The sequence below is a fragment of the Paenibacillus sp. FSL K6-1122 genome, from assembly GCF_037977015.1.
Classification (GTDB): Bacteria; Bacillota; Bacilli; order Paenibacillales; family Paenibacillaceae; genus Paenibacillus; species Paenibacillus amylolyticus.
The window spans coordinates 6,584,906-6,609,760 of the sequence record NZ_CP150272.1; the positions used below are offsets into that span (position 1 = coordinate 6,584,906).

16 protein-coding genes are annotated in these 24,855 nt (G+C 48.4%); all 16 read right to left on the reverse strand.

The window, feature by feature from the left end:
• Positions 1–56: 56 nt before the first annotated feature.
• On the reverse strand, positions 57–1,706 hold the full coding sequence (locus NSQ20_RS29310; RefSeq protein ID WP_340031318.1) for an ABC transporter substrate-binding protein: 1,650 nt from the start codon (positions 1,704–1,706) through the stop codon (positions 57–59).
• A 27-nt stretch (positions 1,707–1,733) separates the two neighbouring features.
• Positions 1,734–2,603: a carbohydrate ABC transporter permease gene (locus NSQ20_RS29315; protein ID WP_036667808.1), complete on the reverse strand. Its 870-nt coding sequence runs from the start codon at positions 2,601–2,603 to the stop codon at positions 1,734–1,736.
• A 15-nt stretch (positions 2,604–2,618) separates the two neighbouring features.
• Positions 2,619–3,584, reverse strand: coding sequence for an ABC transporter permease subunit (locus NSQ20_RS29320; protein ID WP_017691858.1), 966 nt, complete (start codon positions 3,582–3,584; stop codon positions 2,619–2,621).
• A 226-nt stretch (positions 3,585–3,810) separates the two neighbouring features.
• Positions 3,811–5,358, reverse strand: a complete 1,548-nt coding sequence (locus NSQ20_RS29325) for a response regulator (protein ID WP_340031319.1) — start codon at positions 5,356–5,358, stop codon at positions 3,811–3,813.
• A gap of 269 nt (positions 5,359–5,627) precedes the next feature.
• Entirely contained in the window at positions 5,628–6,542 is a 915-nt protein-coding gene (locus NSQ20_RS29330) for a class I SAM-dependent methyltransferase (protein WP_340031320.1), read from the reverse strand.
• Between the two features lie 205 nt (positions 6,543–6,747).
• Positions 6,748–7,971, reverse strand: coding sequence for an MFS transporter (locus NSQ20_RS29335; protein WP_026081431.1), 1,224 nt, complete (start codon positions 7,969–7,971; stop codon positions 6,748–6,750).
• Between the two features lie 192 nt (positions 7,972–8,163).
• Positions 8,164–10,227 (reverse strand): molybdopterin oxidoreductase family protein, encoded by a 2,064-nt coding sequence (locus NSQ20_RS29340; RefSeq protein ID WP_340031321.1) that lies wholly within the window; start codon positions 10,225–10,227, stop codon positions 8,164–8,166.
• Positions 10,228–10,650: 423 nt separating this feature from the next.
• Entirely contained in the window at positions 10,651–11,502 is an 852-nt protein-coding gene (locus NSQ20_RS29345) for a formate/nitrite transporter family protein (RefSeq protein WP_036667815.1), read from the reverse strand.
• Positions 11,503–11,879: 377 nt separating this feature from the next.
• Positions 11,880–13,241, reverse strand: a complete 1,362-nt coding sequence (locus NSQ20_RS29350) for an FAD-dependent oxidoreductase (RefSeq protein ID WP_340031322.1) — start codon at positions 13,239–13,241, stop codon at positions 11,880–11,882.
• Positions 13,242–13,726: 485 nt separating this feature from the next.
• Entirely contained in the window at positions 13,727–14,206 is a 480-nt protein-coding gene (locus NSQ20_RS29355; protein WP_047840764.1) for a glutathione peroxidase, read from the reverse strand.
• A gap of 239 nt (positions 14,207–14,445) precedes the next feature.
• Entirely contained in the window at positions 14,446–15,330 is an 885-nt protein-coding gene (locus NSQ20_RS29360) for an ABC transporter ATP-binding protein (RefSeq protein WP_036612750.1), read from the reverse strand.
• Between the two features lie 487 nt (positions 15,331–15,817).
• Positions 15,818–19,024, reverse strand: a complete 3,207-nt coding sequence (locus NSQ20_RS29365) for a hypothetical protein (protein WP_340031325.1) — start codon at positions 19,022–19,024, stop codon at positions 15,818–15,820.
• Positions 19,021–20,280, reverse strand: coding sequence for a hypothetical protein (locus tag NSQ20_RS29370; protein WP_024632789.1), 1,260 nt, complete (start codon positions 20,278–20,280; stop codon positions 19,021–19,023). Before NSQ20_RS29370 ends, NSQ20_RS29365 begins: the two co-directional genes overlap by 4 nt.
• A 90-nt stretch (positions 20,281–20,370) precedes the next feature.
• On the reverse strand, positions 20,371–21,018 hold the full coding sequence (locus tag NSQ20_RS29375; RefSeq protein ID WP_062836882.1) for a hypothetical protein: 648 nt from the start codon (positions 21,016–21,018) through the stop codon (positions 20,371–20,373).
• Positions 21,019–21,037: 19 nt separating this feature from the next.
• Entirely contained in the window at positions 21,038–22,321 is a 1,284-nt protein-coding gene (locus NSQ20_RS29380) for a vWA domain-containing protein (protein WP_340031327.1), read from the reverse strand.
• Positions 22,322–22,406: 85 nt separating this feature from the next.
• Positions 22,407–24,854 carry a transcription initiation factor TFIID gene (locus NSQ20_RS29385; protein WP_340031329.1) on the reverse strand — a complete coding sequence of 816 codons (2,448 nt, stop codon included), beginning with the start codon at positions 24,852–24,854 and terminating at the stop codon, positions 22,407–22,409.
• Position 24,855: the final 1 nt, after the last annotated feature.

Consider the following 24,855-nt stretch of genomic DNA (forward strand, 5'->3'; position numbering starts at 1 on the left):
GGTATATCACATACAGGAAGGTTTCCCCAAAGTTTTAGCGCTCGATTTCTCACGTATTATTTAGACTGATATCGATCATACGCAGCCTGATGAACCTCAATCGCCCGGTCAATATCCATGCTCTTGATTGTTTCGACCATCTTGTCAAATTCGGTGATCGGTTTCTGTCCGCTAATAATGGCAGTCATCGTTTCATTCAAATACGTATTCACCTGACTCATGATGGATGTACTTGTGGTCACCTCATCTGTTGACAAACGAATTGGAGGAAGCGTTAATGCTGAGCTTGCTTTCATCCATTCCGCGTTCGCCGCACGCTGTCCGTCGTCAAATAATAGTGCATCCAGATAACGGCTATCCTGATTGATCGGACCGTCCATAATGGATAAGGCATAGGAAGCCAGTGCCTGATCATACGTCAGACCGTTCGGATTATCAATGATGGTATCTGTGAATTTGACACCTTCCCCGTCACGAACATAGCTGTCATTTTCGATACCAAAGTTGAACAGATCACTACCCTCTTCGCTATAGTTGTAGTCCATCCACTGAACAATATATTTCAATTTGTCTTCGTCTGCGGAAGCCGTAATAGCCTCACCATAAGACAACACTTTAGCGTCCAGATTAAATGTCGCATACGAAGTTCCATCCGGAGATACAGGCCATGGTACACCCGTCACGTTAAAGTTCGGATCCGTATCTCTCATCAGATTGAAGTATTTCCCCATGCCGCTGAACACACCACCCTGATATGCGCCTGCCAGATTGCTGGTGACCTTGTAATCGAAAGCTTTACCGTCATTGGTCATGATCTCGGGATCAATCAGCCCTTCTTTGTACCACTTGGCCATGGTCTCCAAGAAATCACGGTATCCCGGCTGAATCGGTCCAAACTCCACCTTGTCTCCATTCATCTGGAAACCACCAATGACACCAAATGCCGCGGCAAAATCATGGAGCTTGGTCAGGTTTCCCGGTCCCCAGTTTCCGGTGAATGGTAGCTCATCTGGCTTGCCGTTGCCGTTAGGGTCCTGTTCCTTAAATGCCTTAAGCACCGTATACCACTCATCAATGTTGGTAGGTACTTTGAGATTTAATTTATCAAGCCAGTCCTGGCGCATAATTAAACCTGAAGTGGCATTCAGCTTCAATGCATCCAGCTTCAGCAGCGGGAACATATAGATCGTTCCATCGTCGAGTGCAATCTGTTTTTTCACATCCGGATCGGATTCAATAATCCGCTTTAAGTTCGGTGCATAACTGTCGATCAGTTCGTTCAATCGAATGATTCGACCATCCTTGATCATTTTTTCCGGTCCGCCAACGGCATCTGCCCAGTTATAATAAATGACATCCGGTAGCTCTTTCGTGGAGATCAACAGATTGAATTGGTCACGCTGTTGTCCAAGCGGAGGATGTGTGAACTTCACTTTTATGCCTGTCAGCTTCTCCTTTTCCTTATAAGCCGCCATATCGCCAAAATTGTTCAAGGAAGCTGTCAGTTTGGCATCATTGGCGCGCCAGTAATCAATGGTAAATGGCTCACTTGTAATCGGTAGCGGAATCTCGGTTAATGCCTGAACCGCAGGTTCTGTTCCTTCTGCTGGCTCTGCGTTACCTGGTTCATTATCACCTGTACAGCCCGCCAGTAAAGACATGGTAAGTAGCGATGACAACAGGATGGACCCCATTCTTTTTTTCACGTAATTCGCCTCCATAGGATACATTTTTTATTGTTTCACAGCACCGATTAGAGCGCCCTGAACAAAATAACGTTGGATGAACGGATATACCAGCATGATCGGCAGTGTGGAGATAATAATAGTCGCATATTTGATGTTCTCCCCAATGGCAAAGCCGGTATCGGCGCCAGCGCCCATGGCCTCTGTACTGCTGCTGATCAGAATATCACGCATAATAATCTGGATCGGATACAACTCCTGACTGCGCAGGTAGAGCATCGGTCCGACATAATCATTCCAATGGTCAACCGCATAATACAGCATCATGACCGCCAGGATTGGCTTTGACAAAGGCAGTACAATTCGGAACAAAATCAGAAAGTCATTGGCACCATCAAGCTTCGCCGATTCGATCAGACTGATCGGGATGCCTTCAAAGTTTGTTTTCATAATGAGGAAATAGAATGTGCTGATGGCACCCGGAATAATAAGCGCAAAACGGGTATCCACCATGCCCAGATTCTGAATCAGCAGAAAAGTCGGAATCATACCCCCACCGAAGAACATCGTGAACGTAATTAATTTCATCAGCGTTTTTCTGCCCATCAGATCACCGCGTGACAGCCCATATGCAGCCAGTGAAGTCATGAGCAGATTAATGGCGGTACCCACCACAACATAGAACAAGGTGTTCATATATCCCGTATAGATGCGAGTATCCTGAAATACCGACTTGTACGCTCCCAGCTGAAAACCTTCAGGAATGAGCATCAGTGAACGGGAACGCAGCATCTGGTCCGGGTCGCTGATTGAAGAATTGAACACGTACAGCATCGGGTACAAGCATAAAACCATGATCACCAAGAGCAGCAGTGTATTAAATACATCAAAAAGTCGTTCCCCTATAGACTGTTTCATCGCTTCACCTTCCGATTACCATAGACTGGTTGAGTTAAGCTTTCTGCTGATCGCGTTTGCGATAATGAGCAGCGCGAAATTAATGACGCCGTTAAATAGTCCGATGGCGGTTGAATACGTATAGTTCCCCTCCAAAATACCGGATCGATAAACAAAGGTGGATATGACATCCGATGTCTCATAGGTCGGTGCTGTTTGCATCAGCAATATTTTCTGAAAATCCGCATTCATGACCGCCCCCATACGCAAAATTAACATGATCACAATCGTGGGCATAATGCCCGGCAGTGTAATATGTAACAGCTGTCTCCAGCGGCCTGCGCCGTCAATTTTGGAAGCCTCATACAACTGAGGATCAATACCACTTAGTGCTGCCAAAAAGATAATCGAGGCCCAGCCTGCGCCCTGCCATATGTTGGACAGGATGTACATCGGACGGAACATATCTTTTTCCGCCAAAAACATAATTGGCTGCAGATCGAAAAAGTCACGAATGACGTTAAATAACCCACCGTCCAGAGATGAGAACGTTTTCAACATTCCAACCACGACGACAACCGAAATAAAATGCGGCATATAACTGATGGTCTGTACTGCACCTCTGAACCACTTCTTCCGGACTTCATTCAGTAGCAGTGCTAGTAGAATCGGAGCCGGGAAACCAAACACAATACTGTAAAAACTTAAAATCAGTGTGTTCTTAATCAGTCGCCAGAAATAATAACTTTCAAAAAACATGGTGAAGTTGTCAAATCCGACCCATTCCCCTGCCAAGATTCCTTTGATCGGGTTGTAGGATTCCTGAAATGCCATCAGTAGCCCGTACATTGGCCCATAGCTGAAAATCAGATAGTAGGCTACCACAGGAACGAGCATCAGATAAACGTATCTGTTGCGGACAAGTTCCTTTTTCACCGAACTCCATTTGCCAGCTGGCTTCAAACGCCCAGGTTCAATCCCCCGGCTTCGATTCAGCTCCATCCACTCAACCTCCACTCTCGATGTTCATTCACTAACATGACACTTCTAATGATAGAAGCGAGCGCCTTTTCTTCCCATGCTCATTTCCGATAAATGGATGTTCAAAACCGAGTTCCGTCCGACAAAAAAAGACCCTGCTGCCGATGAATGGCGTACAGGGCCCGATCACAGATTAGATGTAGATCGGATATAAAGATTAGCTATGTAGAAGCGCAGCAACGCTGTCTTAGGGTACTTTTTTATACTCGGAAGGGGAGAAACCCGTGTATTTCTTGAACATTTTGCTGAAATACGGCCAGTTGGCACCAAAGCCTGTCTGTTCGGCAAGCGAGGATACAGTGCAGTTCCCGTCCTGCTCCAGAAGCTCCAACGCTTTACGGAGGCGGTAGCTTAACACATAGTTCGTAAATTTCTCACCAGTTTCTTTTTTGAACATTTTGCCGATGTAGTCTGGATTCATGTATATTTCCCCAGCGATGGACTGGAGTGTTAATGTCTCGTCCTTGTAGCGTTTCTCTACCAACTGTTTCACACTGCCTACCATCTGCGATTGTCTGGAGCGATGTTGATCATAGCGGCGCAAGGTGATTTCTTTGGCAACGGCAAGCAGAAACTGTTGAAAAGAATGCAGGGTGCTGGATTCAATCATGCCTGGCAACTGGTCCATATACCTTTTCATCTCGGCAGTGCCACTGAGTCGAATCATCTCCATAAACATCTGAATAAGATAGGACTTCGTTTGGGATATATCGTATCGCAAGCTGGCAAGCAGCTGAAACATCCGGTTCAGCTCTGATCCAACTTCCTGCCAGTGTCCCGCCTTGATTGCAGTAACCATCCGCTCCGGATCGTATTCGAATTCAGGAAGAATGCGTTCTCCGGGAGAGTAAATATCCCGTTCCATAATGAGACTGCCCTCACCGAGGTAAAAGCGGTAATTGAGATAAACCAGCGTCTGCATGTACAAATGGCGTGCCTGCGAGAGGTCTCCTGGCTCGCTTAGTGCTATCGTGAGATCATCATGATAATATCGGGTAAATGTGGCGCGAATCTCATCGATATTATGGAACAACTGCGTTTCAGACAACTTGTCCTCCATAATTAGTAACACATGCCTTCCAACCGTGGCACTTAATATTGGATTGTGAAAAATATCTTCGGCAATGTTCTTCACCGCGAACAAGTGCAAATACTCATGATCCCCCTCAATCTCTACCAGTAGCAACCGCACACGTTGATCCTGAAACTGTACATCGAATAATTCCTCGAAATACTTCCATTCCTTGACCCCGTATGTTCTGTTCGTGACTAGCTCTTTCAGAAAATATTCCTTGGCATGCGGCAGTACACGCTCCAGATTATATTGGATCGACTGCACAAAACGCTCCTGATCGGTTAGCTCCCGCTTCTCACTGACCAATTCACTAATAGCCTGTACAAGATGCTCTTCACTGCAGGGCTTGAGCAAATAGTGCTTCACCCCATACTGCATGGCCGTTTTCGCATATTCGAACTCCGTAAAACCCGTGAGCATGATAAACGAGATATGCTGATACTTCTCTGCCACAGCTTCAACCAGCTGTAACCCATCCATTCCCGGCATGCGGATGTCCGAGATGATGATATCCGGGCGTTGCCGCTCAATTGAAGCAAGCGCTTCCAATCCATCTTGAGCAATGCCGATCAGTTCTGTTCCTAATCTGGACCAGTTCACCACACTGGAGATCCCGTCCGAGATCATAAATTCATCATCAACCAGCAAAACCTTGTACATCGTATGCATCCTCCTGCCTTTAACCAGTTCCATTCTATTATATGGGCATTATGCACAAATAGAGGGGAGGACATTGAATGACATGGAATTGCACCCTAACAAGTCTGATTGTTGAACATTTGTATCACGTGTGATGTTATTGGCTACAGAATCATGGTTTGTGCTGTTCCTTTGATCAAACCAAACAACCTTCACCCTGCCACAGGGTGAAGGTTTGCCGCTACTATGCAAATGCGGGCTATATAGGTGACTTACATGCCCGGATCGATTTATTTTTTTACTGCGTGAATGAAATGTATCGTTTCAAATGCCCTTAGATGATCGATTCGATCCTGGAAAAACTGTTCCTGAATTGCCTCGGGAGTCAGATGCTCATAAATAAGTAGCCCTGCTTCATCAAGCAAGGCCTCCATCTCCGCATATGCGTACCCGGATTGCATCGGCTCACCACCCATTGCAGCCAATTTAACCATATTTTCAACCCGATTAAACATTCCTTTTTCCTCAAAAAGGTGCTCATCTGCATAATCCAGAACTATAGAGCTTCCGGTTGGCAGGTTCGCAAACACATGACGAATCACGTTAAACAGATCATTCTGGGGCAAATAATACGAAACACCCAAGAGACTAGCCAACGTCTTCCGTTTCTTCAAACCTTCAATAGTCAAGCTGTCATTCGAAAGCTCACGCGTAAAATCCATGGGTACAAAGTGAAGATTGTCCGGAATAGTCAGCTCAGCCTGATTCAGCCGCTCTTTCTTGAATTGCTGTGTAGCCGGATAATCCACTTCAATGATATCCAGCGTGTCCTCCAATTCCGGATGCCTCAAAGCAAACGTATCCATCCCGGCGCCAAGAATGACTACCTGCTTCAATCCCAACGCGACTTCATGCAAAAGTACATGCTCACAGTAAGCGGCTCGAGCCAGAGTTATTGGAGATAACTGTACCTGGGTAATCCATTTTAGAACCTTTTCCGGGTCGTCCTTGAGCTCGTGAGCCATATCCGGGTTGAAAAAATAAATGCCTCTAACCATGTTATTGCTGATATCTGAAAACTCTTGAGGAGAGATCAGCAATTTCGCCATAAAATCATCGAAAATGAGGGGTGTGTCATGTTGGCTGTGATAGGCTCGGCCAAAAGTCGAAATCAATGATGTGATACTGGATTCATTTTGCTTCATACTTATTCCTCCCGTACAAACAAAAATAAGATTCCCCTGGCCAGGAGAATCTTATTATATACGGAATATTTTTATATGTAAATTATAGCATAAATACATTTTTTTGTCAACCATAATTTACGTATGAACAGACAGTTTACAGTGGATTTACCGTCCACTTCAACTCGTTCTTCCTTCCGCATCCTATCCAACCCGATGAGATCTGTTAGGCGTCCATTCCATACTCCTTCACTTCACGATTACGGTTCAACACTGCATGCAACACAAAACCAAGTACCGCAATAGCTGCTGTGCCTGTTGCCAGCCACGCTACCGGAATAAGTCCCTGTTTGTCATACATGACCCCCATCGCATAGGGCCCGATAACCCGTCCAACCGCACCGATCCCACCCGATATCCCGATGTAAAAAGGTGCCGCCCTGCCCGCATGCTCCGAGATAAATGCAGGCGTTGCAGGGGAGATCAACATCTCTCCAAACGTGGCCAATACCATTGCGAGCACCATGCCCGGATAGCTGTACATGGTAATCATCACAATGTATGCCATGCCATAGAATACCGCACTCGCCGTCATCTGGGCAGTGGAGGTACGGGCCATGGTCCGTTTCACCCAGCTGGTAAAAGGTTGGCCCACAAAGATCAGCACCCCGTTCAGGGTCCAGAGCAGACCGTACATTCTTTTTTCCATACCCTCAGAGATGATATACGGGGAAACACCTGTGTTCCAGATGGAGTTGCCGAATAACAGGAAGAGTACGCCCAAGCTCATAAACAGATATAGTCGGGTATTCCCCAGCAATGCCCAGACGCCCGGCCCATCGGGGACGGTTTTCCGTTTGGTCAGATGTACTTCCCCCTGATCCGGTTCAACCCGCGACAGATAATACCAGAAGAAAATTGCAAATCCGGCTGAGGTCACCCCGTTCAGTACAAAGCTGAGGTGATAGGAAAAGTCAGCCAGAAAACCGCTCAACGCCGTACCAATCGCCACCCCGATATTGTTCGCCACATAGATAATATTGAATAATTCACCGCGTCGCTCCGCAAACCGGAAGCCAATAAAGGCTTGAATCGCTGGTAGCGACAATGAACTGAACAGCCCAATCCAGCCCATGGCACATATAAATACGACCCAATACGCACTAATCCACGGCAACGCAAACAAACCTAACGCATTAAGCGCCAGTGAACCAATGATCAGCTTCTTCACGCCCACCCGATGGTACAACGAACCACCAAGCAATTGTCCAAAGATGCCACCCAGGGACTGAATGAGGATTACAAAACCCGCGTTGGCCATCGTCCGTCCAAGTTCATCAAATACATACATGGTGGTCAGCGGCCACATCAGTGCACTGCCGGTTGCGTTAACCAGACTTGCTAATAAAAATATTCTCACTTCTTTTGGATAGTTATCCAGCCATCTCATCATCTCTAGTTCATTCTCCTTAGTACCTCTGCACATACAAATGGCCATAAAAAATAGACCTTTGCCCTGACGGCATAACCATAACCAGCCAGAGCGAAGGTTTTATGAAGTGTTACATCAATTGCTCTTTAATCCTGCTCAAATTCTAGCCTTTGTTCATCTTACCTCAAAAAAATCACGCCGCAAGCACACTCATTGACGCTTCACTTCAACAGTGGCCGAGAAGAAGGTAGCCCCGTTCCCCATGTCCGACAACCGATTGGACGTCAGTGAATTCGCCCGCTGCTTCTTGCCGTCACCATCCCACCATAAGCCTTGGCTAATCACTGTTCCCGGCAGCATGGCTTCACTCACCTTGGCGGTAAGTTCAATGCGCCCACGATCATTCCATACGACCACTGCATCTCCATCCTCTAGGTTTCTACGGATGGCGTCCTCGGGGTGTATCTGCAATAGAGGCATCTTTTCCAAACGCTGATGTTTGGCTGAATTACCAAAGGTGGAGTTCAGGAAATTATGGTTTGGCGGCGACAGGAACATCAATGGATACGTATCGGCAGGTCCAGCCGGATTCTCCCCATCGTATCCTTCAACCAGAGCACTATAGGTAGGGAGCGGCGGAAGCCCTCTCTGTTCCATCGTCTCGGAATACAATTCAATTTTGCCTGAAGGTGTGGGCAGCTGATCCAGATATGCAGCATATGGCGTCATATCCAGCTTCACGAATCGATGTTCCTTCAGTCCTTCCAACGTGACCCCATTCATGTAGGGGTTGCCTGTGCCCTGAAGTGCGTTCTCAATCATCTGTTCCGGTGTTTCTCCGAAGATTGCAGGATCGTACCCCATAGCCTGCCCAAGCAGTGAGAACAGTTCCACATTGCTCTTGCTCTCCCCAATCGGTGCAATCACCGGCTCTTGCAGATGAACGTACTGATGCCAATAAGAGGTGTACAGGTCCGTCGCTTCAAATGAAGATGTGGCTGGCAATACGATATCTGCATACTTCGCCGTATCCGTCATGAACAGATCATGCACAACCGTGAACAGATCCTCCCGTGCAAAACCTCGCTCCACCCGCTCGGTATCCGGTGCCACCACCAGTGGATTGCTGCAGTAAACCATCATCGCTCGGATTGGCTGCTCTGCTTCCAGCAACGCTTCACCAATCCGGTTCATGTTCACCACTCGCGGCTCGGGATTCTGCCGGAGCTCCGGACGTTCGAGCGCGTCGCTATTTGTGCTCGCGTAGCTGTTAGTGCGAACGGCACCGCCGCCTTGCTTCAGCCATTGCCCTGTAATAGCAGGCAGACATGCAACGCTACGCACGTTCATCCCCCCATTATCATGGTGCTGGAGGCCATTACCGATGTGAATATGGGCTGCCTGTGCGTTGCCGTATAGTTCGGCCAGCTCCACAATGGTTTCCTCCGGCACGCCCGTAATGCGTGCAACACGTTCAGGGGTGTAACTGCGGACATGATCACGTAGTGCCTCATGACCTATCGTATACTTTTGCATAAACGCTTCATCCGTTAGTCCCCGTTCGAACAACACATGCATTAATCCTAGCGCCAGTGCACTGTCCGTGCCCGGATACAGCGGAATAAACCAGTCGCCCCACTGGGCCGTGCGATTGCGATGAACGTCGATGACGACGATCTTGGCGCCTTTCTTGCGGGCTTTCTCCGCCAAAACGACCTGGTGCATATTGGTACTGACGATATTGCCACCCCACACCAGGATGAGATCCGCATGCTCCGTATCTTCCGGCACCGTTCCCCGATTGGCGCCCATCGTATATTTCCAGCCGGTATTTCCAGCGGAGTTACAGATCGTCTGCTCCAGTACACTCGCACCAAGCGCATTGAAGAAACGCCGATCCATACCGTCTACGCCGAGAATGCCCATGTTACCGTAAAAGCTGTAGGGCAGGATGCTCTCCGGGCCGTAGGTTTCGGACAATTCAGTGAATTTGGTCGTAATCTCACGAATCGCTTCATCCCAACTGATTCGTTCAAACTTGCCTTCGCCTTTGGCTCCTACACGTTTCATCGGATATTGTAGACGCTCGGGGTGATATACCCGCTCGGTCATATTTCTGACTTTATTACAGATGGCACCCTTAGTTATGGGATGATCCGGATTGCCTGCCACCTTCACAATTTTGCCGTTCTCTTTATGTAATAACAGACCACAAGTGTCCGGACAGTCGAGCGGGCACACCGCCGCAAATATACCATTCTCCTGATCGATCATCGTAAGGCTCCCCTCTTTAAAAGCTATCCCTATATCATATCTTCTTCGAGGTTATCGCGTAAAGAGAACAGTATGTTTTTGCTTCATATTCGCCGCTATAGCGGCTTTAAATTATTTTCAAAAAAATGTTTTTGAGTTTGATTCAACTTCAGAATTCAGGGGTAAATTAAAAATAAGGCATTAGGCTAGTGTTTCCCCACTTCCTCCTCATGCCATATCATGGACCACTCCCGAAATTCGCCATGAACAGGTTTCGTTCCCCCGAACCTTGTCATGGCGAATTTATTTTGCGTTAAAATCCAATAAGGACACCACAAAAAAACGATCCCGCCCTGCTCCATCACAGCATATTCGCCATTAATCGAACAAGACCCGAATCGTCTTCTCTTCTATAATACGTGCACACATGCTACGCTGTGCCCGCTATGCTTGTTTGCTCAACATTACTCTAGCCTCCGTCTCCATAGGTTCGATCGACGTCGCCATCTCTGGTTTCACTTTTGGCTCGGCTTGGCGCAGGTACACCACCCAATAGGCTGCAGCTACAAACAGAGCACCACCAGTCAGATTCCCGAGCCATACCGGAATGAAATTCATCACATATTGACCCCACGAATAATGTCCTTCAAAGATTGCCGCCGGGATGAGGAACATATTGGCCACAACGTGCTGGAATCCAATCGCCACAAATGCCATCGTTGGAAACCAAATGCCCAGTACCTTGCCACTCATCGTATCCGAAGCATAAGATAACCACACGGCCAGCGCGACCAGCCAGTTACAGCCGATGCCAGAGATGAAAGCTTGCAGGAAGCCGTCATGCAGCTTATGCCCAGCCATATCCACCACTTTTGCCAGATATACACCCTCTCCGGTCAGACCCAGCACATGTCCAAACGCGTACGCGACAAACAAAGCTCCAACAAAATTACCAATCGTCACTAAGGTTAGATTTTTCAACATACTACCCACAGATAATTTTCGTGCAATCGTTGCAAGTGGAACTGCCATCATGTTACCCGTCAGCAGCTCGCCACCACCTATGAGTACCAAGATTAATCCAACCGGGAACACTGCTGCTCCAATCAGATTGACCAGACTCCCCCACTCTGCTGGCGCAGAAGCAATTACCCGAATATCCAATAGAAAACCCAGCGCAATAAAAGCCCCTGCCAGAAAACTAAGCACCAGTACAGAAGACACCGGATATTGAGCCTTCTTCTTGCCTGTTTGCGCCGTATATTGTGCAACCTCAAGAGGTGTTTTTGCTGCCATATCATTCATCCTCTCCTTCATTGTTCATCATTGGATAAAACCATCTGAAATTCATTAGTTATGCGTTGAATACCACATCCTAATTGTATCTCGGTCCTAAACATAACTTTGTGCAAATTATCACAATGTTACTTAAAAAGATACTTTAAGAGTGTCTTGGAATAGTTATGACAGCAAGAGTGTAGTAAGGCCTTTTGTAGCTAAAACAACAAAAAAGAAGACTGACGATATACTCGCCAGTCTTCTCTTTCCTTTATAATCGTCCGCCTTGTTTCGTAATCTTGGCAGTTATCGCACAGCTCTTATTTACGGACAAGCATGACTTATCTTTGTATGGCGTTTATCAAGATCGCTGTTCAACCATCTATTCTGCTTCCTTACACCATTGCTGGTGCTTTTACTTCTATTGGAGGCAGTGCTTGCAGACCAGCCGTGTTCAGGAAGTTCCATGGTTTGTTGTAATGTGGCTGGAAGAAGAAGTCGATGAAGGCCAGCTCATCTACGGTCATATTGTTTTGGATGCAGACCGAGATCGTATTAATCGATTGGGTCAGATCAACCTGAGACATCACCTGTGCTCCAACGATCCGACGAGTAGCCTGCTCATATACTACTTTGAGCAACAGTTTCTCAGCCGTTGGCATGAACTCCGGACGGTAGCTGTCTTCCAGTACCACGGATTCAACAATCAGGCCTTCGTCAGCAGCAGACGTTTCCGTCATCCCGGTACCCGCGATATTTTGCTCATAAATTTTGATACCCGATGTTCCTTGTGTACCCATATACGGTGTCGTAGGACGAACCAGGTTACGGGCTACGAGTGTACCCATCCGCACCGCGTTTGTTGCCAGTGGAATGTAAGATGCTTTGCCCGTTGGGTTGTAATGAATAGCACAGCTGTCACCCGCAGCAAAGACGTCTTTTTGACTCGTTTGCATGTATTTATCCACGATGATTGCGCCGTTTGGCAGCATATCCACTTGGCCTTTGAGCAGTTCGGTATTTGGACGGAAACCAATGCACAGAATAACCAGATCGGTTTCGAACTCTCCTTTGGACGTGATCACCTTAGTTACTTTGCCATCTTCACCAGTAAACTTCTGTACCGTTTGACCAAGAGCCAGCTTGATGCCGCGTCCAGTCAACGTATCTTCAATCGCATCCGTGAATTCAGGGTCCAAGTATTTGTTCAAAATACGGTCCACACTGTCGATCAGGGTAACTTCCTTGCCGTTCATCTGGAAAGCCTCAACCAGTTCTACGCCAATATATCCTGCACCTACAACGGTAACACGTTTGGCATCTTTGGCTTTTTCAATAATCGTGTTGGAATGATTGTAGTTTTTGCAAAGTAAGATGTTGTCCATCTCGATGCCTTCAAGCTTCGGAACGACAGGCCATGACCCCGTTGTCACGATCAGTTTGTCAAACGTATCTTCAAATTCTTCCCCGGTTTGCAGGTTTTTAGCCTGAAGGGTATGGCCCTTGGCATCTACTGCTGTTACTTCATGAAGCATCTTGGTTTCAACACCAAGCTCTGCCAGTTGATTAGGCGAAGAATAGAACAAACCGTCAGGGTCTTTCACAACCCCACCTACGTAGAGCGCAATGCCACAAGATAGGAAGGAGATATTGTCATTGCGCTCATACACCGTGATGGTAGCATCCGGGTACAATTTGGCGGTATTTACGATGGCTGCGGTTCCTGCGTGTGTACATCCGATAACTGCGATTTTCATTAAAAGTTCCTCCTCGAAATATATAAATGAGTTTGAATATAAGGTTGTTATGGTTGTGAAACATTTCACTTCTTGTTCGAAACTGTGTATGTGATTTATTTCACTTTATACACTCATTATAATGTGATATTTTTCACATTGCAATAGGTTGAGCAAAAAAAGTTTGTCGAAGGAGGTCATTTCCCTGTATTTAAGCCTTTCTTCCCTTCATTGTATTGATTTCATTGTCCCCGGATTTGGGCGGGTTTATGCTATGTAATGGCTTCCGTGATCCCTGTATGAACACAGTGTGGACGTATAAAGTTAGAGGCGTCTCCTGCCTTCATGTTTGACTTATACAAAGAATAAATGGCTTCAATTTTCATTACAGGGTTGATTTCATGGATCCAACTCCTACCTGTGAAGAGAATAAATCCACGTATATAAAATAATCTAAGAAGCCTGTCCTTGCTTATGCAAGGACAGGCTTCTCAAACGTTCTTGTATTAACCGAGCAATTTCTCGATATCTGCAATCATTGTCTCCGGAGATTCTTTCGGTTCAACACGACCTACCACTTCACCTTCACGGTTAACAAGGAACTTGGTGAAGTTCCATTGGATGTCGCTTGTTTCACCTACGCCAGGTTGTTGCTCCTTCAGGTATTGGAACAGGGGATGAGTGTCCTCACCATTCACATCTACCTTGGCAAACACCGGGAAATTCACACCATAGTTAATCTGGCAAAATGATTCCGCTTCCTCACTTGTACCTGGCTCCTGCCCTCCAAACTGGTTACAAGGGAAACCCAGTACAACCAAGCCTTGATCGCGATAACGATCATAGAGCTTTTGCAATTCACCGTATTGCGGGGTCAGCCCACACTTGCTGGCTGTATTGGCAATGACCAATACTTTACCTTGATACAGATCCAGTGAGACTTCTTGGTTCGCGGTGGTTACCGCCTGATATGAATATACGGACATGACTGATTCCTCCCATGACATATGTTGGTTTGGGCTGTTGCGAGCATGTTGGCATAACCAACGGACTCACAGCCTGTCCTATTATTATAGACCTGATCCAATGCGATTACCAAATCCCGGGTCTACCCCTTCCCTTTGCTACCATGCGTTGCAAATTCCCCATGAATGCAAAAGAGCCGCGTGCAATAGCGCACAGCGGCTTCATTCTATAATGTAAGGACCACATATGGCCCATTTCGTTAACTTCCTGTCGCTTGGACACGTGGTTCTGCCCGTCCTCCAGCATGAACCATCGCACTGTTCATGACCAGCTGCTCTGGCGTCTTCGATTGCTGGCGTTCGCCTGCAAGAGCGTAAGGCAAGCAGAGCGGTACACCGGAACGCGGATCAATCACGATATCTGCTTCAATGTTGAATACTTCACGAAGTACATCTGAGTTCATAACTTCCACAGGTGAACCATGAGCGATGGCTTTACCTTTTTTGATACCAATCATGTGATGTGCGTAGCGGGAAGCATGATTCAAGTCATGCACAACCATAACAATGGTACGGTTGGCTGTGGCATTCAGTTGCTCCAGTAATTGCAATACTTCGAGCTGGTGAGCCATATCCAGGAATGTAGTCGGCTCGTCCAGGAAAAGGATATCTGTTTCTTGGGCAAGTGCCATGGCAATCCAGGCACGTTGACGCTGTCCACCGGACAGTTGATCAATCGGACGATCATGGAATTCAGTCATGGCTGTCACTTCGATAGCCCATTCAATCATACGTTTGTCTTCCGCACGCATGGAGCCAAATCCTTTTTGATAAGGAAAGCGACCATACGATACCAATTCAGTAACGGTAAGACCTTCAGGGGCTGTTGGATTCTGTGGCAAAATCGCAAGTTGCTTGGCAACTTCACGCGTGGACTGTTTATGGATGGACTTCCCGTCGAGCAATACATTACCTGCTTTTGGAGCCATAATACGTGCCATCGTTTTCAGGATGGTTGACTTCCCTGAACCATTGGCTCCAACAAGTGCTGTAATTTTTCCTTGGGGGATCTGAATATTCAGATCCTCTACAATTAGTCTTTCCTCATAAGCGATATCCAGCTTGGTCGTCTCCAGACGAAACATGCGATCATCCCTCTCTCATTTATCCCGGTTATGTAATCCGGCTATGACAACAAAAACGAAATTGTAATTCTGTGATTTCCGACGCAAATATCTTCTACACTAAAGATACTGATAATCATTATCATTTGTCAACATAAAAAACCAAATTTTCTTCTCTTTTCGTGCTTTATTTGGTCTTTCTGTAGCAGAAATCCCGCTCTTTCCCCAAGTACACATGAGATCTTTTCTCATTCATTCCGCGCACTTTATCACTTCTGACTGTCTTTCAAACTCTTGAATCGCAAATTTTGTGTCTGAATTGTGAATGTGCGAGTTTTTTTAATGTGTTTGCTATATCCGCCATATCAAATAAAAAAAGATGACCTTGAAATCTAAAGTTCAAGGTCATCTCACATACGCTCGTTTAATAAGGTATGAAGTCAGCATTTTTCATTATTGGATCAAAAGACACTTAATGAATCTATGCAACATGCTCATATAAAATAACTTACAGCTTCGGCTGAGGCATCAATTGGATTACAGTCATATTGCCCTGCGTACTCTTCACACTGGCAATACTCTCGGCATCCATATTCGCTGGAAGATCGATCTGCAATCCATACGGATAGAGACGATCTACCTCTCCAATAGACATCTGTGCAGGAGTGTTCGCATCCTGTTCATTGGATACAGATGTGTCAGGCGATGTGGAACCAGTAGCTTGATCGGCATCCGTACCTTGATCCGTGTCTCCACTCGCAGCATTAGACGATGCATTCGTCCCTGTATCCGTTGTTGTATCAGTAGCAGGATCTGAAGTGGAATCACCCGATGTTGAAGGATCGGCCTGCTGATCGCCATCCTCCGTCTGCTCTATGTTTCCCGCTGAAGAACCATCCGTGCTTCCTTCGGAAGTACTTCCTGAGCCACCATCGGAAGGAACTTGGTTATCTGGCTCCTCATTCCGATTAAAGCTCTCCCACTTACCTGTAGCATCCAACTCCTGCGTGTTGCCATCTTTCATCGTCAATTGCAGCGGGCCTTGCTCAAACTCAGTGCTTCCCGTATCATTCCTGAAACGGATCACCAGTTGGGCAGGTGATTGCGTACCCTCCTGTTCACTCGCAGGAATCATATAAGCAATCTGCTCCGCGAGCTGCACCTCCGGTTCAGCCGGTATGACAGGCTCCTGGGTAGAAGGAGGGGATGCCGCTGGCGGCTCTACAGAATCTTTCATCCATGCATATGTACCGCCAGCAATACCCAGAACCAGGATCAAGAGGATTAATCCAAACAGATTTTTCCTTTTACCCGTTAGCATCCGCACCAGTGGAGAGGACAATTCCGTCTTCGCACGGTCATAGACCGGCTTCATTGTCTTGCTGGCTCTCACATAATACGGTTTGAAAGCTGACTTCGACTTGAAAGCTTCACGGTCATGGGCTTTGAAATACGCCACGATGGCATCCGCATATCCTTTATGCGCATTGGAACCCCGGACAAACATCCGATGATCTCCTGACCATTCGAAGAATGGATACAGCCCTTCAGCACGACTTGCATTGGTGCGGATGAATTCAATCAGGCCAGGATAATCCAACCGATTGCTGCCGCTTCCTCCCCGATAAAAAGCCATCGGCAAAGCTTCATATGCCGCAATCCCCGGATGAGCCTGCAGCTCTCCGGCAAGCCAGCGACGCGTCCAGCGTTGAAGTTCATTGCGTTCTGCCAGGGAAAGTGCCTCCAATGCCTCTTCTTCATTCCCCTCGCCACTAAGCCACACTCTCGCAGCCAGCATCATGTTCGTTCGAGCAGATACATCAGAACCCTGACTTGCCGCCCAATCCCGAACCTCATTGCCATGCTGCAAAATATCAATGCTTAATAGCTGTTCACGGTTAACCCGTTCCAGATCCAGATCCTGAATCATAAACAGGTTAATGACATAAGCAAGCTTGTCTGCAAGGCGGGTTAACTCCTCCTGATACGCCGGATCTTGACTGGCAGACGGAGATCCCTCTTTGCGATTAGGGCGGGCTGTAGCTTCAGATTGACCAATTCGTGCCGTAATGCCTGTATCATAGGTGAAATCAGCGGATACTCGATCCAGTATGCTAACACGCTGAAGCGCTTCATTCGCAGACTGTACCGGATTAGGCGCAGAACATAACCGTTCACGCAGCTCATTGGCTGTCCGCTCCTGCAAGAAGCTGTAGTGGATCGCAGATGGATGGGACGTTACCCATCTTCGGATCACTTCCACAACGTTCGCTGCCGATTCCGTGCGTTTCAGCTGATTGTCCAGATAAGGCTCGAACAACAGCTTAGTGAGCGATTCATTGGCCAGCACTTTATCAAAGAAAGCCCGATTCAGCTGCGGATCCCGATCCAGCACAGCATACAATTCCTGCACAGCACGCATACGCTTCTGGGCGCGGGCATTATTCACACCGTAGATAAAATAGTCCACTATCCGGGATTGCACCACGGGCGCGGCAACACTGAAATATTCGCCAATGCGAGCTGCGACGTCTTCTTCGGGTACGTTCTCACGCTTCACGCTGTCCAGTTCCCTGCTGAGCAAGGTCAGGAACAGCTCGTTCAGACGGGAACGTTGCTGTAATCCACCATCCGGCTTCAAATAGGTCAGCAAGCCACTCAGGACATGACTTTTGTTATCCAGATACAGGTCTTCCATGCCTTGTTCAAGACCATAGAACACCGCAAGTTCGCCATAGGCTTCAATGGAAAGTTCCCGCCCAGGTTCCATGCCGGACAACATTTCATCCGCAAACGTATAGAACGCATCCGCCGCCGCAGGTTCCTGCAATAAGGCCCAAGCGAATTCTGCATAAGGTAACTTCGCCACAGATGCATCCGCATGTGTCACTCTGCCGGATACCAGATCAAAGGTGAAATCCTTCTCCGTATTCCGGTCTTTCGGACGTAACGTCCCTCGCTCAACAAACTGGACGTGGATGCCCTTCTTGGCCTGTGGCTCCTTGGCAAACGTCATGAATCCCAGCTGCCGCCGGAATGCGTATGGTAAAGCCGTGTACAGCAAACGTAACAATCCTTTGGCCCCTGCGGTCAATTCCTCTGCGGGAAGGTCCAGAGCAATGTATACTTTTCTGCGTGTCGCTACAGACTGCATTACCGCATAGAGCAGGCGCTTGAACAGCACTTCGTTCATCTTCAAGGTGCTCAGCACTTGGGTGGGTGATCCTACGCCAGCATCGGTCGCCCCACCCTGTCCGCTCCTAGGTGATATAGGCAATTCAGCAAGTGCTGGCAGAACTGTACCTTGTTCGATGTCATAGGACGTGGCGAACACGGCATCCAGCCAGCCGCCTTGTTTCATCTGCTCTTCCGAGCGTTCGGGAGACAAGACGTAATTATGTGCAAAAAAGGCACTGCGCAGCCCGGTGAAATCCGCAGACTGGTACACATTTTGCCCAAGGATTGTCTCCCCACTCTCCAGATGAAGCAGGTGAATGGCAGCCGGAAACTTCGTCTCGTCCTTCTCGCTACGGCCTGTTAGCTCCGCTGGAGCATCATAGACACAGTAGGGGTGAAGCACTTTTTTGATAAAAGAAGGGTCCAGTCCCGGCGATGCCGCAACCGTATCAAACCCCTCTGTTGTGCGAAACACCCCGCGCCGCTCTCGGGTATACAACTGTTGTTCAATGGGCGGGGTTACGGAAGAACGCATCATCCCACTCTCCCCTCAATGTACTTCAGCTTGTACAATAGCCATAAGAAGGGTTCATCCACGCGAATCGGACTAACCACACCCTGCAATTTCATATCCACCGGATTGCTACCCAGCGCAGAGACTGCGAAATAGGCTGTATCCTTGAAGTACACATCCATCGTGCCCTTGAATGGGCGATCCACCTTCTCGATAAAACGCCGGATCTCCCCGTCGATATTCTCGAACTCGGTTAAGTCGAACCAATCGCGGTGCACCATGTTGCGGAAGACATTACTGTTGGATTTGATATAATCCCCCTCTTCATCCTTGAGGGAATGCAGCATGTCGCTTTTGGTGAGCACAACCGCTGTTGGAATATTGGTCTTGGCTTTGTCCTGGTACGCGATAAAATCTCCAAACATCGTCAGCACCACATCACGCGGCTCATCGTATCGTGGTGTCCACTCTCCCGGCTCGTTGCCAAGGTTAATGCGGATTTTGTCCCGAATCGAACGAATCTGAAGCGGGTCCACCATAAACAGAATGCCTGCCGAGTTCTTGATGTGCTGCCCGTGAAGTCCGAGATAATCCTGCTCCACCATACCTTCACCCGCAACGTCGAAGAAAACCAGTGTCAGCGGCGCTTTATCTTCGTCCTTGAACACAAATTGGAAGATAAACGGCTCCTGCAGTTTCTCCTTCTGTGTGGAATCCAGCAGATCCCCCCGTTCAAACAACGGTTCTTCATAATCCGCACGGAACCGGCGGCTGATCTCCGCATTCAATGGCATGCAAGCCGCGTCAAAATGATCGGCCGTATAATGCTGCAATGTATGAATTAATGAAGTCATGTAGACGGATTTACCTACCTGGGATGCACCAATGATGGATATGATATTGCTCGGTGCTTTACCCGCCGTAACAGGCAGCTCGTTATGACATTGCGGACACAAGCGGCGACGCGTAACGACACCATACCGATCGTTCAGCCCCATCACGATGTTATCGGAATAAATACGGTGTTCCTCCGGTACATCATGGGGTGCCAATACCGCCTCCATATCAAATACCGTGTCGAGTCCGAACCTTTCGCGATACCGATTCAACTTCGCATCTTCCCCGAGTGCGTAGTCCTCATCATCATCACGGTGATGGGCAGCGCGGAACACCACCTCTTCCGGTGAAAACTTGCTGAAACAATAAGGGCATACAATATCATAAAACAGCGGACGTTCCTCCGGCTGTTGTCTCTTCAAAAACCGACTAAAAAAGCTCATAGCCACTCCCCTCCCCTGATCAGTCAGACTAAGGTGATATACACTTGCACTACGATGACAGAGTAACCTCCCAATCGCTAGTCCAACTATCTAGTCTGATATAAGCCGATAGGCGGCTCCATATTTCGGTCCATCCGTGAAGAATAATCGCACATAATCATCCTTGGCAACTTCAACGGGCGGCATCTCATTTCTTCCGGGAGCAAAATCACTCACAAAAGGGTACACCGTACCATCTTCCTTATTCAGCGGAACCCCGCCCTGTTTGCGAACATAACAGAGGGCTTCCTTTGGAACAGGTACTTCCGCTGTGACGGTGATCAATACACTTTTTCGTTTCTGAAAAAAACCGCTCTTGTAGCGAATGGAAAAGCGGATATCCGCCTTCCCTGCGCTTGCAATCACCATGTTGTCCTCATCTCGTTGACGGATCAGCACAGGCCCATCTTCCTGCATCTGACACACATAAACCGTGTACTTGATGGCACCAAAACCTGTAATCCGATCCGTGTAACCATTGCTCGCCTTATATTCCTCTCTCGTGTACAGCTTCAGCTTGCCCTGTGCAGGCTCTTCCCCGGTACGATCATCGCTCATCATATCCAGCTCCAGCCGTTCCACATACACAGCTTCTACCCGTTCCGGCCAGAGCCAGCGAAGTGTACAACGCCCTTCGTCCACCGCAAGTGTCAGTTTTCGAATCAAGGGTGTCGAAGGGTCTGCATCCGTAAACCGCATTTCCATTGACCTCCCGACGTTAGAATCCTTTGCTGCGTGTATCTCTTTGTCTCTGACCAAACCCTTCGGCAGAAGAAGTTCCGCCGCCAGCTTCACGACGACCCCTGCTCTTCCGCGGCGTGTTCTCCTTAATCGGAACAATCCAGGAGAAGAGGGTCAATACGCCAGACAAAATGAGCATCGCACCAAGACGTACGAATGTATCCCCCACGTTCGAACCGTCGAGTCCCCACTCCAGCAGAAGCCCTGCCAGTAGACCCGACACCGCACCGCCTATACCAAAGCTGAGCGCGAGATGACGGTTATCAAACACGAGTCCGAGTGACACACCCAGCGCCACGCCAATCAGTAACACTGCTGCTACACGGAAAATCGCCAGATAAACGCTGTGCTCCATCATGCCTGTACGCTCCGTTACCAGCGTCCGTTCATCAATCGTATCGTAGATCTGCTGGAATGCCAGATTCAGACCTCCGGAATCTGGTACATCATAGTACATGCCGCCCGTTTGCTGAGCAATATTACGCAACAGATCCGTACCTGATGGGTCCACCAGGCTTAGGCCGACTGTATTAATAGAGATCTGTTCGTTGTTATATTGGGACAAAATATCGGTCGTGTCCGCTTCACTGAAGCCATCGGATAACAAGATGACGACGGTACCGCGTTTCGGGTCCTGTTTGCCCTGAATCTGCTCCATGCCTTCCCGCAGCACGGCATCAAAATTGGTGCCGCCCGAAGTCGTGACAATGCCATCGATTTTGCTATAAACCTCATTCTTGGCCGCTTCACTATCCAGCGCAATAAACGGCTGTAACAACTGCGGTTGGTCATCAAACGTAATGACAGCTACCTGTTTGTCACTCTCCATTTGGCTGATCAGTGTCTTGGCTGCTTCAAAGCGTCCGTTATCCGGATCTGTCTCGCTCATGCTGCCCGAGTTATCGATCATCAGTACGATGTCCTTCACTTGCTTCACACCGCCCGGATTGATCTGATACAACAATTGCAGGGCGAGTCCAACAACAAATAACAGAGCCAGTGTTGCCGGAACAAGCAATTTCCACGACAGTCCCAGATACCGGAGCTTCCATGAAGCGCCATTCAGCTTGGGTGAGATCATCTCTGCGATCAAACAGAACAATCCAACGCTCAGTGCCAGTACGCCAAAGTATAATCCCATCAGCAACAGACGTGGCATCTCCCCAAGCCATTGACGCAGCATGATTTCTCCTGCCGCAAAGCCCACTGCCCCGCCAATCAGGCTGAACAGGACCAGGAGAAGATTGATTTTTCGCTGCATGTCTACATGCATCCTTTCCATACCAGCCGTAAACAGGCTGAGTTAATACAAGATTGGTGCTGGGTGTCAGGACACCGCCGGCGTCTTAACGAATGGGTGACAACTTTTCCACCAGACCAGCGGGGTGAAGTTCATAGCCATTCTCCGTGTACGAGTCATAATATACCTTGCCGTTCCGATACACCATGAGATCCTCCAGATGGAAACCGCCCATCAGATTCAGCTTCTCCACGCCACTACTGCGTTCTTCGTACACCACACCCAACTTGTAGATACGTGACGTCTCTTCGGCATGTGCCGCGTAGTCCATGAAAGCACTATGATGGTCACCAAAGAAATACTTCTCTTCATATCGATGTTCCTGCGTATAATCGAATACCCGGACCCGAACAACCGCCTGATCCTCCAGCGTGTGGTACAACCTGCGGAACAGATCATCGCGGGTTAATACATCTTTATCTCCGTAGGCAATCGTGACATTCGCCCGCTGCAACAGTTCTTCTTCAAATGGCAATCGCAATGGCTCGGCCGTAAGCAGCAACGAGTGACATACCTCCATCAGTCGTTTCAACAGACGGTCATCGCCTTCTGTGGCAAGCCGGTTCATGTCTCCCATGTAACGGTCCTCAAACCATACATCCCGTCCGCGTTTGGCTTCCAGGTCGATGATTAGCTCTTCCGTCACTTTGCCGTAGTACTCCATCACGTTCTGGCCGATGTATTCATCGGCAGCAGCGATACTTTGGGCAGCTGTCTCTCGCAGTGTGCGTTCCAGCACTTCAAGTGCTGCTGTGACGTGACGACTAAAACGATGAAGTTCTTCCATCTCCGTATCGTAGATACGCAGCAGATGTAATTCATTTTCCAGTCGCAGTAATTCTACCTTTGGTACATACACTCGCTCCAGCATGCAGTCAATCAGATTGCGCACATTCTGTTTATCACGGAACAACGCTCGTTTGAACGACTGATCTTCCACTCGCTCTTGCTGACGTTGCTCCAGCAGAGCACGTGCCGATTCAAGCTGCATCGATTTATCCCGAATCAATCCGAGCAGCGCTTCACGCACACTGCCAGGCTCACTGTCACTCCAGGCCGCCCACTGGAAGTAACCAACCTCTGGATGCTCCGCGCGGGAATGTTCAGCATGACGGCGCAGGGAACCGCTAGAGCTGCGCTCGCGCACACGCTCTTCGACAAGACGGACAACGTTATCGCGGAAGTACGCTTCGGCTCCTTGTCCAAACAACGCTCTCTCCGCTTCACGAAGTGAGAGCAGCTTCAGATCAGAGAAACTGACGTTATGCGTCATGATGCCACTCATGCCACTAACCAGATCTTCATAGGGTAGCAGGCCTTCGACTTTGCGTTCCACCGAGGCCGCGTCCAGTCCAAAGAAAGATAGCTTGTCCTTAATGCTCCAGTCCGGCTCCTGCCGCATGCGTGCGAGCAGATACCGATACATGTGATATAACACCGCCAGTGCAATCGGCTTGTTTGGCCGCCTGATCTCGGCAAAACCCGCGCTGGCATAACCATGCTGATCAGAGGTGGTACGAATATTGTTTTTAAAAGATGTATTGTTGTACGTGTTCGCTCCCGTGCTTGAAACGCTACCCGAGTGATCCACATCCTGCTTCCTGTTCTTCAGCAGGCAGATGCGGCAGATGATCTCGGCATTTTCGATCCAGCCACCGGGAACGCCGGTTCCACGCTCATTTTTGTCGGACAACAGATATACCAGATCAAACAACGGTGACGCGGGATGTGTAACCGGAATGGAGATCCCATCCTCCGTCACCAGCAGCTTACCGCTGAACGTGTAGTCCAGCGACTGCATATAATCCAGTTCCCGCAGAAAAGCGAGGCCTGCTGCGCTGGCATACCCGAAGGAATCCACCTGTTCCATCTCGCTGACCAATACATGCAGATCCGTCTGCACCGACTTGAAGGCTTGGGACAAAATGGTCTCCGTCAGCTTAGTGAGCTCTGGCAACAATACATTCAACGGATCATCCGCTCTGGTTACCACCGTAACGTAAATCCGATCAAATGACGAGTATAACCGTCCATATTCGGCAATTCGGTTACTGACCCGACGAAGCGTACGATTCAGATCGTAGAGCGCCTGATCCGATTCGTGGAAACTGCGGTGTACATCCTTGCGCCGTGTTTTGGACGGTCGCTCCGTCTGCCCAGCGGACAGAGGTAAGCGGTGACAAGTCACCTGCCCATCATCGGACGAGCCAATATTCCTCTTTTCACCCGGATGCTCTTTCTGATCTTCTGTACCAATCTGAACGTAGACCACACCGTCTCCGTTATCCCATTTCAGCCGATTGATCTCCTGCACAGCAGACACTGCAGGTGCAACCAGATCACCCACAAACAGGAACAGCGCCGGGTAATGGATACTGCTGCGTCCATCACCCAGGCTGCCTTGACGCTCCTGCTCTATTGCATACTGCGCTGCATACTTCTCCAGATCACGCTTCAGGGTATTGTTCGAATTGAACTCCATCCCGGCCGCCATC

Bases quoted from the DNA above. Each gene is read 5' to 3' on its own strand.
- NSQ20_RS29315 (WP_036667808.1), bottom strand. From the start codon at position 2,603: ATGAAACAGTCTATAGGGGAACGACTTTTTGATGTATTTAATACACTG.
- NSQ20_RS29320 (WP_017691858.1), bottom strand. From the start codon at position 3,584: ATGGAGCTGAATCGAAGCCGGGGGATTGAACCTGGGCGTTTGAAGCCA.
- NSQ20_RS29325 (WP_340031319.1), bottom strand. From the start codon at position 5,358: ATGTACAAGGTTTTGCTGGTTGATGATGAATTTATGATCTCGGACGGG.
- NSQ20_RS29330 (WP_340031320.1), bottom strand. From the start codon at position 6,542: ATGAAGCAAAATGAATCCAGTATCACATCATTGATTTCGACTTTTGGC.
- NSQ20_RS29335 (WP_026081431.1), bottom strand. From the start codon at position 7,971: ATGAGATGGCTGGATAACTATCCAAAAGAAGTGAGAATATTTTTATTA.
- NSQ20_RS29340 (WP_340031321.1), bottom strand. From the start codon at position 10,227: ATGATCGATCAGGAGAATGGTATATTTGCGGCGGTGTGCCCGCTCGAC.
- NSQ20_RS29345 (WP_036667815.1), bottom strand. From the start codon at position 11,502: ATGGCAGCAAAAACACCTCTTGAGGTTGCACAATATACGGCGCAAACA.
- NSQ20_RS29350 (WP_340031322.1), bottom strand. From the start codon at position 13,241: ATGAAAATCGCAGTTATCGGATGTACACACGCAGGAACCGCAGCCATC.
- NSQ20_RS29355 (WP_047840764.1), bottom strand. From the start codon at position 14,206: ATGTCCGTATATTCATATCAGGCGGTAACCACCGCGAACCAAGAAGTC.
- NSQ20_RS29360 (WP_036612750.1), bottom strand. From the start codon at position 15,330: ATGTTTCGTCTGGAGACGACCAAGCTGGATATCGCTTATGAGGAAAGA.
- NSQ20_RS29365 (WP_340031325.1), bottom strand. From the start codon at position 19,024: ATGATGCGTTCTTCCGTAACCCCGCCCATTGAACAACAGTTGTATACC.
- NSQ20_RS29370 (WP_024632789.1), bottom strand. From the start codon at position 20,280: ATGAGCTTTTTTAGTCGGTTTTTGAAGAGACAACAGCCGGAGGAACGT.
- NSQ20_RS29375 (WP_062836882.1), bottom strand. From the start codon at position 21,018: ATGCGGTTTACGGATGCAGACCCTTCGACACCCTTGATTCGAAAACTG.
- NSQ20_RS29380 (WP_340031327.1), bottom strand. From the start codon at position 22,321: ATGCAGCGAAAAATCAATCTTCTCCTGGTCCTGTTCAGCCTGATTGGC.
- NSQ20_RS29385 (WP_340031329.1), bottom strand. From the start codon at position 24,854: ATGGCGGCCGGGATGGAGTTCAATTCGAACAATACCCTGAAGCGTGAT.